At 67.4% G+C, this 13,647-nt stretch carries 12 protein-coding genes; 6 read left to right on the forward strand and 6 right to left on the reverse strand.

Annotated features, from left to right (window positions below; genetic code table 11):
* Window positions 1-440: 440 nt before the first annotated feature.
* The 6 genes from rpoZ to moaC all read left to right on the forward strand — a co-directional run bounded on the left by rpoZ (window position 441) and on the right by moaC (window position 8,740).
* Window positions 441-668, forward strand: coding sequence for a DNA-directed RNA polymerase subunit omega (gene rpoZ / locus ABWO17_RS12605; protein ID WP_012613402.1), 228 nt, complete (start codon window positions 441-443; stop codon window positions 666-668).
* Between the two features lie 6 nt (window positions 669-674).
* Complete coding sequence (gene dnaJ, locus ABWO17_RS12610; RefSeq protein ID WP_353119056.1) at window positions 675-1,799, forward strand: molecular chaperone DnaJ; 1,125 nt, start codon at window positions 675-677, stop codon at window positions 1,797-1,799.
* Between the two features lie 632 nt (window positions 1,800-2,431).
* Window positions 2,432-3,856 carry a TolC family protein gene (locus tag ABWO17_RS12615; protein ID WP_502914917.1) on the forward strand — a complete coding sequence of 475 codons (1,425 nt, stop codon included), beginning with the start codon at window positions 2,432-2,434 and terminating at the stop codon, window positions 3,854-3,856.
* The gene (locus tag ABWO17_RS12620) at window positions 3,834-4,775 is read left to right on the forward strand and encodes a phosphate/phosphite/phosphonate ABC transporter substrate-binding protein (RefSeq protein WP_353119059.1); all 942 of its coding nucleotides are present in this window, start codon (window positions 3,834-3,836) and stop codon (window positions 4,773-4,775) included. The genes ABWO17_RS12615 and ABWO17_RS12620 overlap by 23 nt, the downstream gene beginning before the upstream one ends.
* 389 nt (window positions 4,776-5,164) lie before the next feature.
* A complete protein-coding gene (locus tag ABWO17_RS12625) occupies window positions 5,165-7,780 on the forward strand; it encodes a putative bifunctional diguanylate cyclase/phosphodiesterase (protein WP_353119061.1) in 2,616 nt (871 codons plus the stop codon).
* Window positions 7,781-8,230: 450 nt separating this feature from the next.
* Window positions 8,231-8,740, forward strand: coding sequence for a cyclic pyranopterin monophosphate synthase MoaC (gene moaC, locus ABWO17_RS12630; protein WP_502914921.1), 510 nt, complete (start codon window positions 8,231-8,233; stop codon window positions 8,738-8,740).
* 51 nt (window positions 8,741-8,791) lie between these two features.
* Here moaC and ABWO17_RS12635 read toward each other — a convergent pair whose 3' ends face one another.
* The 6 genes from ABWO17_RS12635 to hisH form a co-directional block, all read right to left on the reverse strand.
* On the reverse strand, window positions 8,792-9,112 hold the full coding sequence (locus ABWO17_RS12635) for a helix-turn-helix domain-containing protein (RefSeq protein ID WP_353119065.1): 321 nt from the start codon (window positions 9,110-9,112) through the stop codon (window positions 8,792-8,794).
* 3 nt (window positions 9,113-9,115) lie between these two features.
* Window positions 9,116-9,490 (reverse strand): type II toxin-antitoxin system RelE/ParE family toxin, encoded by a 375-nt coding sequence (locus tag ABWO17_RS12640; RefSeq protein WP_353119067.1) that lies wholly within the window; start codon window positions 9,488-9,490, stop codon window positions 9,116-9,118.
* A 220-nt stretch (window positions 9,491-9,710) separates the two neighbouring features.
* Entirely contained in the window at window positions 9,711-10,388 is a 678-nt protein-coding gene (locus ABWO17_RS12645; protein WP_353119069.1) for an RraA family protein, read from the reverse strand.
* A gap of 203 nt (window positions 10,389-10,591) precedes the next feature.
* Window positions 10,592-11,608: an alpha/beta hydrolase fold domain-containing protein gene (locus ABWO17_RS12650; RefSeq protein WP_353119071.1), complete on the reverse strand. Its 1,017-nt coding sequence runs from the start codon at window positions 11,606-11,608 to the stop codon at window positions 10,592-10,594.
* 327 nt (window positions 11,609-11,935) lie between these two features.
* Window positions 11,936-12,715, reverse strand: a complete 780-nt coding sequence (gene hisF, locus ABWO17_RS12655; RefSeq protein WP_353119073.1) for an imidazole glycerol phosphate synthase subunit HisF — start codon at window positions 12,713-12,715, stop codon at window positions 11,936-11,938.
* Complete coding sequence (gene hisH / locus ABWO17_RS12660; protein WP_353119075.1) at window positions 12,708-13,346, reverse strand: imidazole glycerol phosphate synthase subunit HisH; 639 nt, start codon at window positions 13,344-13,346, stop codon at window positions 12,708-12,710. The genes hisF and hisH overlap by 8 nt, the downstream gene beginning before the upstream one ends.
* Window positions 13,347-13,647 lie beyond the last annotated feature (301 nt).

Genomic DNA, 13,647 nt, shown 5'->3' on the forward strand with positions numbered 1-13,647 from the left:
GCAAGGCAGGTCGCCGGGCCGCCCCCCGATACCCCGGCGCGGGGGCGGAAGCAACCGCTGACCCTTGCCGGTACGCAGGCGGCACGTGTCCGCATGCGCCGCGCAATGCCTTCCGTGGCCTGTCGCCCGGTCATCGCGTCAATGCGCCATCCAGAAGCAATCGCGCATCATTAGCATGGTGCCCGTCCGCGTCCTGCCCCTTCGCCACAAGGTGCTTGACGCGCCTTGACAGTGCGGGTATCTTGCGCAGCTTGGCGTAATGCGTCCGCATGTCGCCAGTGTGCCGCCCCCAATGTCGCCCCAATGTGGACCAGTGCCGGAAGTTCACCGCCGCCCGCCGGAAATCGCGCGGGGGGCTGGACAACCGGCCTTGCCGCATTACCTGAAAGAGGCGTTGCGCGCCCGTGCCGCACGCCCAATCCTTTCCGCAAGGAGCTCCCATGGCCCGCATTACCGTCGAAGACTGCCAGGAACGCGTCGATAACCGTTTCCTTCTCGTGCAGATGGCCATCAAGCGTGTGCATCAGTACCGTGAAGGGTACGAGGCACTGGTCGATTCGCGCAACAAGGAAGTGGTAACCGCCCTGCGCGAGATTGCCGCCGGCAAGGTGCTGCCCGATGAAGAGGCGCGCTACGTGGAGACCGAGGAAGACTTCCGGGCCGAATAGCCAGCCATGAGCCAGCGTGACTATTACGAGGTGCTCGGCGTAGCCCAGGACGCGTCGGAGGACGAGATCAAGCGGCAGTATCGCAAGCTTGCGCTCCAGTACCATCCCGACCGCAATCCGGACAATCCCGAGGCCGAACAGATGTTCAAGGAGGCCGCCGAGGCCTATGACGTGCTGCGCGACGCCGACAAGCGGGCGCGGTACGACCGCTTCGGGCATGCGGGCCTCAATGGCAACGGCGGCGGACATGGCTTCGCCAATGCCGACGACGTGTTCGCGCATTTCAGCGACATCTTCGGCGATCTTTTCGGCTTTGCCACCGGCTCGTCGCGCATGCGCGGTCCGCGTCCCCAGGCCGGGGCAGACCTGCGCTACAACCTGTCCATATCCTTCCGCCAGGCCGCCAAGGGCGACGAAGTCACCCTGCGCCTGCCCAAGAAGGTGGTCTGCGACGAGTGCAACGGTTCCGGCGCGGCAGCGGGCACCAAGCCAGAAACCTGCCGCCACTGTGGCGGCAGCGGGCAGATCCGCCAGAGCCAGGGCTTCTTCCAGATCGCCGTACCCTGTCCCGTGTGCCGGGGCGAAGGCCAGGTCATCCCCACTCCCTGCCCCAAGTGCAAGGGATCGGGCATTCTCCAGCAGGTGCGTGAACTGGCCGTGCGCATTCCCGCCGGGGTGGATACCGGCAACCGCCTGCGCCTGCGCGGCGAGGGCGAGCCGGGGCTGCATGGCGGCCCGCCCGGCGACCTGTACGTGGTCGTCAGCGTGGAGCAGGACAAGACCTTCCGCCGTCAGGGCCAGGACCTGGTGATCACCCACGAGATCAGCTTCGTGCAGGCCGCCCTTGGCGACCGCATCGAGGTGCCCACTCTGGACGATCCGGTGACCCTGGAAATTCCCAAGGGCACCCAGAGCGGCGAGGTGTTTCGCCTGACCGACCAGGGCCTGCCCTACCTTGGGCACCACCAGAAGGGCGACCTGCTGGTGGAGGTGCGCGTGCTGACGCCCGTCAACCTGACCAAGAAGCAGGAAGAACTGCTGCGCGAGTTCGCCAAGCTGGAAGAAGGCAAGCCCTTCGAGAAGGTCAAGAAGGTGGCGCGCAAGATAGGCAAGGCCATGGGCATGGAATAGGGGCTTGCAGACGCAAGCCCGGCCTTGCGCCCTGGTCTTGCCGCAGGTTTCTTTTTTCGCTGCATGTTTCGTCCGCCCCCGGTGTTCCGCCGGGGGCGGACGTCGTTTGCGGGTGGGGGCGGCTGTGCGCGGTGCCGGTTGATCACCCGCACAGCAATAGGGGTTTTGCCTACCTTTGAATGGGGGAATACCCATAAAACCCCCATAAGTCCCTCCCAGAATCTTGACGGCCCGCAAGGGACCGTGTCACTACACAACCAACCGGAACGCACGGTATCCGTGCACTTGGGCCGCTGGCGCACGCCTGCTGCCCCCTGGGTTCCCGTACCGGTCTGGCGCGGCCGCCGGAGTGCCATGCCCGCCCGCATCCCCCATTCGTGTCCGCAAGGAAGCACCCCGACATGAATCCAGTCCAGCCGTTCCCGCGTCACGCCCAAAGCCGTACCCCCGGCAGGGGTGAGGCACAGGCGCGGTGCGGGGCGCACGTCGCTGGACGGGAAACACCCGGTCTCGGCATGGCCGATTCGTGGCGGACGGTCCTGCTTGGGGCGGGGGTGTTGCTGATCGCGCTGTCCTGTCTTGCCGTCCCGTGCACGGTCCCCGCATTTGCGAAAGACGCGGCCCCTGCGCTTGTGAATGACGCGGCATGCCCTCCCTGTGCGTCGGCGCGGCCCCGGTGCCCGGCGTCCGCACAGTCCCCCTCCCAGCCGTTGGGGCTTGCGCAATGCATCGCCCTGGCCCTGCGCAACAACGCGGGGCCAGCGGCCGCGCGCGAGGGGCTGGCCATGGCCAAGGCCCAGCACCGCCAAGCCCTTTCGGCCTACTGGCCGCAGCTCACCGCATCTTCCTCCCAGACCCGGCTCGACCGCGACCTCATCTTCATCTATCCGGAAAATTCCTTCGACTACACCGTGGACATGGGCGGCGGCCCCATGACCATGCGCACCACCGTACCGGAGCAACGCATTCGCATTGCCGATCGCGACATCGGTGAATTTCGGGCGGACCTTGGCCTTCTGCTGTACGATGGTGGCCGCCGCGAAGCCCGCGTGCGCGAGGCCGAGGCCGGGCAGGCCGCCGCCGCCGGAGAGGCGCGCCTGACAAGCCTGCAACTGGTGCACGACGTGACCACCCGCTACTACGGTGTGGTTCTGGCGCGGGCGCTGCGCGACCTTGGCCGGGAAACGGTGCAACGGCTGGAGGCCAGCCGCGATGTGGCCGAGCATTTCTACAAGGGCGGCTCGCAACGGGTGCGCAAGACCGACTGGCTGCGCGCCCAGGTTGGCGTGCTGGGCCTGCGTTCGCTGCTGGCCGAACTGGACTCCAACGTGGAACTGGCGGAATCGGCCCTGGCCAATACCCTGGGGCTGCCGTGGGACGGCCGGGTGCGGGTGGCGGACACGGAATTGCCCGCCGCGCCTGAAACAGGCGACCTGGATGGCGCCGTGGCCGACGCCTACCGCCTGAACCTGGACCTGGCCCGCTTCGATGCCGGGGTGCGCGCGGCAGAGGCCCGGCTGGACGACGCCACCGGCGAATACCTGCCGGTGGTTTCGCTGTTCGGCTCCCTGTCCACGGTGACCAATGCCTACGACGGCGGGCTGGTGGCCGAGGGCGAACGTACGCACGGCGCGACGGGGCTGACCGTGGAGTTGCCGCTGTTCGAAGGTTTTCGCACCCAGGCGCGGGTGGAGGAAATGCGCGCCCGCCTGCGTCAGTTGGCCCACCAGCGCGTGTTGCTGCGCGAAGGCGTGGCCCTGCGCGTGAAGGACGCGGTGCTGCAAGAGCGCCGCGCGGCCCGGCAGGCCGCCATCGGTGCCGAAACCGAGGCCGTGGCCACGGAAAGCCGCGCCCTTACCGAGCGTGCCTACCGCGAAGGCCTGGTGGATACCCGCGAACTGCTGGAAACCCAGATTTACGAGGCCATGGTCCGCGCGGCGCGGCTGCGCGCCCTGTACGAGGCGCAGGCGGCCGCCGCCGCGCGCAATCTTGTGGCGGGCACCGAGATTCTCGAACAGCTGCGGGAGGTGGGCTATGGCGCCCGTGCGCTGCCCTGAGTCTTCCGCCCGCTCCATACGGTCTGGCCTGTCTGGCCGACATGTCAGGAAGCTGCTGCCCCTGCCTGCGCTGCTGATGCTGCTGTGCGCCATGGCCTGGGCCCGGCCCGTGCCTGCCGCCTCGGCGGAACTGCGCCTCGGGTACGTGGAATATTTCCTGCCCGGCGTGGACCGCAAGGACGTGGCCCTTGCCGTGCAGTTGTGGGCGCGCCGCTACGTGGAGACAGAGCGGGGCCTTGGCGTGCAACTGTCGGCTTACGGATCGCGGGCCGAAATTCGCGCGGCGCTGGTGGCGGGGCGACTGGACGTGGTGCACCTGCCCACCGTGGACTATCTGCTGCTGTCGCGCGAGATGGACCTGAAGCCCTTCGGTGTGCCCGTCACCGACGGCGAATACGGTGAGCGCTACGTGCTGCTGGTGCCCAAGGGGTCGGGTATCACCCGGCTCGGGCAATTGCGCGGCAAGCGGCTGCTGGTGCAGGCCATGTCCCTGGGGCCCGAAAGCCTGCCCGCGCGCTGGCTGGAGCGGCAACTGCGCGAGCAGGGGCTGCCCCCGACCGCGAAGCACTTCGTGTCCGTCGAGTACGAGGTACAGCCCTCGCGCGTGCTGCTGCCGGTGTTCTTTGGGCAGGCCCCGGCCTGCCTTGTCACCGAGCGGTCGTTGCGCACCATGACCGAGCTGAACCCCCAGATCGGGGAGCGCTTGGAGCGCATTGCCGTTTCGCAGCCGCTCGTAGATTTCGTGATGTGCCTTGCGCCGTCGGTGGACCCTTCGCTGGCGCCGCGCTACGCGGAACTGGGCCTGGGGCTTTCGGACAACCCGTGGGGCAGGCAGATGTTGCTGCTGCTGCAACTGGACGGCATCGCGCCGTTCCGGCCAGAGGCCATCGAACCCGCGCGTCGCCTGGTGGAACCATGAGCATGCCCCCGAACGATATCCCTGCGCTTGATCCGGCCATTGCCGGGGCTGCGCGCGGCGGGCCGCGTGTTCCGGCCACTGGCGCTGGCTCGGTGGCAGCGGCGGGCACGCATGGGCAGGCCGGGGTGAAGGCAGGGCGGCCAGATGTGCCGGGCATGCCAGATGTGCCGGACATGCCAGATATGTCGGACATGCCAGATATGGGGGACGGGCCCGGTGCGCCCGGTATGGCAGGTGCGTCACGCCCGTCCAGTCCATCCGGCCCGTCCAGTCCATCCAGTCCATCCGGCCCGGCTGGCCCGACTGGCCCGACTGGCCCGGCCCGCCCGCCGCGTCGCGGGTTCGGCATTGCCTTCAAGGCGGGTGTGTTGGCCTTTGTGGCGGGCGTGATGATCATTGCGGCCGTCCTTGGCATGATCATTCCGTACCAGCAGGGGGTATTGCGCCGGGGCATGGAATCGCAGGCCGACAAGCTGGCCTCTTCGGTGGCCGAGGTGGCCGCCAGCGCCCTGGCGGCGGAAGACTACGCCGCCCTTGTCGATCATTGCACCGGCGTGCTGCACCGGCAGTTGGGGCTGGAATACATCGTGGTCACCCGCGTGGACGGATCGTCGCTGGTCTTCCGGCGCGGTGGCTGGGGATTCCGGGCGGCACCGCATGCCCTTGCCGGCGCTGCCGCCCAGCCGGAACAACCCAGCGGTTTTCGGCGCGGGCTGCCCCCCGGCACGGATGCCCCGGCGGCAGACTGGAGCGCCCAGTGGCTGGGCGGCATGAGCGGGCAGGCGGGCGTCCTGGATTCCACGGACACCGCCGCTGACCCGAATGCTTCCGCCAGTCGCCCCGATGCGGCCAGTGCTCCCGGCCCGGCCAGTGCTCCGGATTTGACCGCCAAGGCCGCAACCGCCGACGGGCCGGAAGTATACCACCATCTGCTGCCCGTGGAACGGGCGGGCATTTCCATCTGCACCGTGGCCGTGGGGCTTGCCCTGGACGGCTACCGGGCGGAGCAGCGCGCCGCGTGGTGGCACATCGGCGCGCTGACGGCCATGGCCATGCTGGTGGCCCTGGCCACGGCGCTGCTGCTGTCGCGCACGGTGACCCGCACCGTGTTGCAACTGTCCGACTGGGTGCGCTCCATCGGTCCCGGCAACATGGGCCAGCGCATCCAGATACGTACCGGCGACGAACTGGAGGGGCTGGGCAGCGCCTTCAACGGCATGCTCGACCTGCTGGAGGCCTCGCAGCGAGAGCTGAACGAGGCCCACCGCGAACTGGAACGCCGCGTGCGCGACCGCACCGCCCAGCTGTGCGACGCCAACGCCAAGCTGCACCTGATGGGCGAGGTGTTCACCCACGCTGTGGAGGGCATCTTCATCACCGACAGCGCGGGCATGGTGGTGGCCGTCAACCCGGCCTTCGAGCGCATCACCGGCGTGGACGCGCAATCCATGGTGGGGCGTCTTTCCCCGACCCTGGGCATGGTGCCCGTGGGCGGCACGCGCAGCGTGTGGGACGAGATGCTGGAGCACGGATCGTGGATCGGCGAGACGCGTGGACCGCACCGCGACGGCTGGCAGATTCCGCAGTGGCTGAGCCTGGTGTCCATCCGCGACGAGGCCGGGGTGATCCTGAACTGCGTGGGGGTGTTCTCGGACATCACCGACATCAAGCAGAAGGAAGCGCAGATCACCCATCAGGCCAACCACGACGACCTGACCGGCCTGCCCAACCGCAAGCACATTTTCGAACTGCTGCGCGAGGCCATCGCCAAGGCATCCGTGCGCGGGCAGAAGCTGGCCGTGGTCTTCATCGACATGGACGGCTTCAAGTTCATCAACGATTCGTACGACCACGCCACCGGCGACCAGTTGCTGTGCGACGTGGCCCGGCGGCTGCGCGCGGCCCTGCGGCCCGGCGACATCCTGGGGCGGCTGGGCGGCGACGAATTCGTGGCGGCGGTGGGCGGCATCAGCGACAAGGGGCATCTGGACGGCATCATGCGGCGGCTGTTCGAAACCTTTGCCGAGCCGTTCGAGTACGGCGGCATGGGCTTTTCGGTCACGGCCAGCTTTGGCGTTTCGGTCTACCCCGACGACGGCGATTCGGCCAACGCCCTGCTGTCGCGCGCGGACATCGCCATGTACCGCGCGAAAGACATGGGCAAGAACGCCATTGCCCTGTTCTGCGAGGAACAGTGCCTGGAATTCACCCGGCGCTACCGCATGGACCAGGACATCAAGGCGGCCATTGCCGGGCGCGAGTTCCGGCTGGTGTACCAGCCCATCACCGACGCGCGCACCCTGCGGGTGCGCAAGGTGGAGGCGCTGCTGCGCTGGGAGCGCGACGGCACCGTGGTGGCCCCGCCTTCGGTGTTCATCCCCGTGGCTGAAAGTTCCAATTCCATCCGCGAGATAACCCGGCTGGTGGTGGAAATGGCCTGCGCCCAGCACGCCGCGTGGCGGCTGGAGGGGCTGACCCTGCCGGTGGCGGTGAACATTTCGTCGCGCTGCCTGAACAGCGATGAGACCATCAGCCACATCGCCGCGTGCCTGAACGCCTACGACGTGCCCCCGGACGCGCTGGAGGTGGAGATTACCGAAACCTCGCTGATGCAGAACTACGAGCGCGGCAACGCCATGCTGTGCACCCTGCGCGACCTTGGGGTGCGCGTTTCGCTGGACGACTTCGGCACCGGGTATTCGTCGTTGCAGTACCTTGCGCGCATGCCCATCCATGCCCTGAAGATAGACCGCACCTTCGTGCAGGAACTGCTGGACGAGGGCGGCAGCCTGGAGATCGTGGAAACCATCCTGGGGCTGGCGCGCAGCCTGCGCCTGGCCACGGTGGCCGAGGGAGTGGAGACGGCGGCCCAGCTTTCCGCCCTGCGCGGCATGGGGGTGGACTATCTGCAAGGCTACTGCCTTGCCCGGCCCCTGCCCGCCGACGACATCCTGACCCTGTGCCGCAGGGGGATGCGGCTGGTGCCCAAGGACGTGGAGGGGTAGAGCGCGCACGACGCGCCGTATCGGCCCAGTACCGGTCCAGTCCCGTCGAGTCCCGGTCCGGTTCCGCTCCAGTCCCGCAACCTGCGCTCGGGACTTTTCATGCCCGGCACGCCACTTCCGATTCCCGTGCCCTTTCCGACGGACGCCGCATTGGCGTCCGTCCTGTTTTGGGCTACAGCCAAGAAGGATGGAACCGCCAGCGCGGGGCCGCGCCAGCGCCATCCCTTTGCCCTGTTTCACGCCCGGCAGGAGGTTATCCCCATGTCTTCCGATACGCCCAAAACGCCCAATGCCCCTGAAGGCGATGCGCCCGACGTCCGGCTTGACGATATGCCCGACCCCCTCGACCCCCTCGACCCCCTCGACTATGACGAAGACGGCCCGGACCTGCCCAACACCGGGTGCGGCTGCGGGTGCGGCGCACCATCCGCGCTGGAATGCACCGGCGGCATGCACCATGCCGGACCGGAGCACGACGACGCGGAGGCCGCCTTCAGCCACATGACCGAGGACGGCAGCGTGACCATGGTGGACGTGGGCGCAAAAGCCCCCACCCAGCGCACCGCCATAGTGCGGGCCGTGGTGGAGGTGAACGAAAATACCCTGCACCTGCTGAAGCACCGCGCCCTGCCCAAGGGCGACGTGCTGACCACCGCCAAGATCGCGGGTATCATGGCGGCCAAGCGCACGGCGGACCTGATTCCCATGTGCCACCCGCTGGCCATCAGCTACGCCGACGTGCGCTTTGTGGTGGTGGACGCCCCCCCCTCCATCGAACTGGAGGCGGAGGTGCGCACCACCGGCCAGACCGGCGTGGAAATGGAAGCCATGGTCGCCGCGCAGGTGGCCGGGCTGACCATCTACGACATGTGCAAGGCCGTGCAGAAGGATATCGTGCTGCGCGACTGCCGCCTGGTGTTCAAGTCCGGCGGCAAGAGCGGCACGTTTCGGGCGGAGTAGGGGGAAGGGCGCGGGGGGCGGCTGTGGCGGCGTGCGCCATAGCCTGCGCGGTTACAGCATCACCGCTTCAAGCCCCTTGTGCTTGACGATGGCCAACAGGCGCAAGGCCGGGCCGCCTGGTTTCTTCACGCCGCGCTCCCAGTCGGAGACCAGGTTCTTCGAGACGTTCAGATAGCGGGCGAACACGGGCTGGGAAAGCCGGGCCTGTTCGCGGATATGCCGGATTTCTTCCGGAGTGATGCCGTCCACGGGGGCAAGGCAGGAATCGTCGAATTCCTTCATGGTGACCTTGTCGATCACGCCGTGCGCGTGCAGCGCCTCTGCCGTTTCGTGGACAGCCGCCAGCAGGTCGCTTTTGTATGTCTTGGTCATGATCTACTCCTGGCGAAGAACTTCCTGAAATGTTCCGGCCCGGACCTCGGCCTGCAACTGTTCGTCACTCATGGACAGCAGTATCTTTGCCAGTTTCTTGAGGCTGTCGCGTTCCTTCGCCGTGATGTTCCCGCGCTTTGACTTGGGATACCCGTAGACGAAAAAGGCCCGGTCTCCCCGCCGGAAACAGACGATAACCCGGTAGCCGCCGGATTTTCCTTCCCCCGGTCGGGCTACCCGCTGCTTGTACACACACCCGCCAAGGTCTGCGTCAAACTGCCCGGCATCCACGTCCGCCACCGCGTCATGCAGGGCTGTGCCAGTGATGCCCTGGGCATCCGCGAAGCGCGCGAACCAGGAGTTGGCGTAGATTTTCATGCGGTTCCTGCGGATGCGTGGCTGTGCGGACGCCATGGTCGGATAGCCAAGACATAGGTCACACCTTGTGTGACGTCAAGGTGCGTGGTCTGGCGCGGTTGCCGCCTGGTGTTCATATCCGGCAGGGGCCAGCCACGGCGGATTCCGCCAGTTTTTGGAGAGTTGAAAAGCAGAGAGGCCGCCCATGCGGCCTCTCTGCTTTCGTTGTATCTGCATGTACCTAGTCCACGAACTCGCACCCCTGCTCTTTCAGCATCTCGTCCACCCAGGTGCGGTCCCAGGTGCCGTCCGCTATGGCGGCCATGACGCGGGTTTCCTTCTCGACCATGGCGCGGGTTTTTTGCAATACCGCCGGGGCGTCGTCGGGGCGCACCACCACGATGCCGTCGCGGTCGCCCGCCACGATATCCCCGGGGTTCACCACCAGTCCGCCGCAGGCGATGGGAAAGTTCACCTCGCCGCCGCCGTTCTTCATCGGGCCGTTGGGCGAAATGCCCGTGGCGTACACCGGAAAGTCCATGGCCTCGATTTCCTCGGCATCGCGGATGCAACCGTCAATCACCAGTCCGGCCAAGCCGCGCTGCTGCATCCATGTGGTCATCTGCCCGCCCACGATGGAGTAGAACGGCTCGTCATGAGCGTTGACCACCAGCACATCGCCGGGCCGGGCCATGTCCATGGCCTTGTTGAACAGCAGGTTGTCGCCCACGCGCACCCGCACCGTCAGCGCGATGCCCAGCAGGGGGACTCGGTTCATGGGGCGGATGCGCGAATGCATGCAGGCCATGCGGTTCATGGCGTCGCCGATGTTGGAAACGGGAATGCCACGGAAGGCTTCCACAAGGACGGCATCGGGCCGGGGGATGGTGGTGCGGACGCGGTAATAGGGGTTGGTCATGCGGGACCTCGTGCGTTGTTTGCGGCGCGCGTTTCGCCCCGCCCGGCAGGGCCGGTGCGGGTGTGGCACGGCGTGGGGCGGCACCGTGAGGGTTGGGAAATTTTCGGATGGAGCAGAGGGGCGGCAGTCCGCCAGTGTCGCAGTCCGTCAGTACAGCAGCCCGCCAGCACGACAGCCCGTCAGTGCAGCAGCCAGTCAGTGCGTCAGCGTGCGGCTTCCTCCAGCCGGGCGGTGATGAACCCGTCCACGGCGTCGGTATACGCGCCGGGCAGGCCCAGCTGGTGGTTGATCTCGCCGTGGGTCAGGGCCTGCGGCAGCACGGGCGTCTTGCGGCCTGCGCGCGCCGTCTTTGCGGCAAAGGCCTCTGCCGCCGTGCAGGGCTTGTCGGCCCGCTTGGTGGAGCACACCAGCAGCATGGGCACGGCGCTGGTCGTCCACTGCTGTTGGGGCGATGCCTTTATCCAGTAGGACGGGTTCTTGCCGAAGGCCTCGTCGTAGAAGCCCAGATGGCGGCGCTGCATGATGGCGGGCACGTCCATGGCAGCGGAATCCAGCACCACGGTGCCCGCCACCGGGCGGTCGAGCAGCGACGGAGTGGACGACACCAGCGCCACCAGATGCGCGCCCGCCGAATGGCCCATCAGGATGATGCGCGACGGGTCCGCGCCCCAGCCGGGGGCGGCATCGGCCACGCGGCGTACGGCGGCGGCCACGTCCTCGGCCTGGGTCAGGGCCATGGCATTGGGAAGCATCCGGTAATTGATGCTTACCAGCACGAAGCCCTTGGGCAGCCAGCGGGCCAGCTTGTTGTCCATCAGGCCGGGGTTGGCCTTGTCGCCGATCTTCCACGCGCCACCGTGCACCATGACGATGACGGGCGCGTGCTGCGGATTGGGCGGCAGGTACACGTCCATGCTCTGGGCGGGGTGCGGGCCATAGGTTTCGGCCAGCCTGCGGCTGCCGGGCACGATGGTGGCAGGGTCGAGCGGGGCGCTGCCCCGGCGGGCGGCGGCACCATCCTGCCGGTTTGTCGTGGCATTGCCCGATGTGGTGTTGCCCGGTGTTGTGCTGCCGGGCGTGGACCGCTCGGCCCGGCGTTCGCGCAGTTTGTCGAGGATGGGGCCTGCGGCGGCGTCGGGCGCAGGGCAGGCAAGGGCCAGGGCCAGCAGGGCGGCCAGCAGCAGGAGCGGGTAGGGAAATCTGGTGCGACGGGCAGGCATGGGGTGCCCTCCGGAAGAAGAGCAATGGTGGTGGGGGGATGGCGCGAGGGGGCGGGCAGCCGTGTCGGTGGCTCTGGTATCGTCAGCGGTCGTGCGGCGTCCGGTGGGTTGCCGGACGCCGCACGAAAGAACACGGGAGAATGCCTTTGGAGCCAAACGAGGGATTTTGTTCGTTGGCGAGGAAAACGAGCCTGACATGCGGGAGCATGCGGCAACCGTTATGCGAGTCTGCGAGCATTACGGATGGCGACCGCATCGCGCTCTTTTCGTATTCGACCGCATGTCAGGCGAAGTTTGACGACGCCAACGGGCAAAATATCCGTTTGGCTACCAGACCATGCGCAGCTTGGCCCCCATGCCCGAAATCTGCCGCTTCAGGTCGGGGATGGTGTACTGCCCGTAGTGCACGATGGAGGCGATCAGCGCGGCGGTGGCGCCGCCCTTGGTGATGGCGTCGTACATGTGCGCCGGGCTGCCCGCCCCCCCGGATGCGATGACCGGAATGGACACCGCGTCGGCAATCATCCGGGTCAGGGTCAGCTCGTAGCCGTCCTTGGTGCCGTCCGCGTCGATGGAGTTGACGCACAGTTCACCGGCGCCCAGCGCCTCGCAGGTCTTGGCCCACTCTATGGCGTCCATGCCCATGAACTTGCGGCCGCCGTGGATGACGATCTCGTAGCCGGAGGGAATGGTTTCGGACTTCTGCACCTGCTTCACGTCCATGCCCACCACCACGGCCTGCGACCCGAAGGCCGCCGCGCCCTGGCTGATGATGTCCGGGTTCTTCACCGCGCCGGAGTTCACCGACACCTTTTCCGCCCCGGCCACCAGCACGGCCCGCATGTCTTCCACGGTGTTGATGCCGCCGCCCACCGAGAAGGGGATGAAGATTTCAGAGGCCACCCGCTCGACCACGTCGAGAAAGATGCCCCGGTCCTCGTGCGAGGCGGTGATGTCGTAGAACACGATTTCGTCGGCACCCTGCTCGTAGTAGCGGCGGGCGGTTTCCACCGGGTCGCCGATGTCCACGTTGCCCTCGAACTTCACGCCCTTGGTCAGCCTGCCGTTGCGAACGTCCAGACAGGGGATGATGCGCTTGCTAAGCACGGCTGGCCTCCTTGCAGTATGCGTGGAAGTTGCGCAGCAAGGCGAGGCCGGGTCGGCCGCTCTTTTCCGGGTGAAACTGCACGGCCCACAGGCCGGGGCCGCCGTGGATGGCGCAGAATTCCTCGCCGTAGGTGCAGGTGGCGATGACGTAGCTTTCCGGCGGGGCGGGGTAGTAGCTGTGCACGAAGTAGAATTCCGCTTCCGGCTCTATGCCCTTCAGCAGTTCGCACGGGCGCTTCTGCACGATGCTGTTCCAGCCCATGTGCGGCACACGGATGGCCCTGCCGTCCTCTTCGGTCCAGGCGGCGTTGAACAGGCGGCATTCACCGGGCACGATGCCGAGCGCCTTGGTGTCGTTTTCCGGGCTGTAGTCCAGCATGATCTGGCAGCCCACGCAGATGCCCAGCAGCGGCTTGCCCGCCTGCACCTGGTCCTTCAGCACCTTGTCGAGCCCGGTGGTGAGCAACTCGTTCATGGCCTGCCCGGCCGCGCCCACCCCCGGAAAGATCACCCCGTGCGCCCCGGCGATGACCGCCGGGTCCGCCGTGATGACGCAGGGAATGCCCAGGTGGTCCAGCGCACGGCGTACGCTGGTCTGGTTGCCTGCCTTGTAGTCGAGGATAGCGAGCATGTTCCTGTCCCTCGTGTTGCTTGGCGGCATGGCCGCCGTCCGCGTGCAGGCCCGTTGGCTCCGTACGGTTCCGGGTGACGATATCCCGGTGCCGGGGCCGGGTGGCACTCCGCATGACAAAATTCGGAAATCACCCGCCGGGGCCGCCGGATTGGCTGCGCCTGCCGCGCGAAGCTGCGCCGGGCGTGGCCGGACGGTCAGCAGGTGCCGGGTGCCGGGGCCGGGTGAAGGCAATGCGGTAGCATCAGCGGGCGGTGGGGCGCAAGGGGCGGCGCGCGGCGTGGCGCCGTGCGGATTCGGG

It is taken from the genome of Nitratidesulfovibrio sp. (assembly GCF_040373385.1).
In the GTDB taxonomy this organism is placed as follows: Bacteria; Desulfobacterota; Desulfovibrionia; order Desulfovibrionales; family Desulfovibrionaceae; genus Cupidesulfovibrio.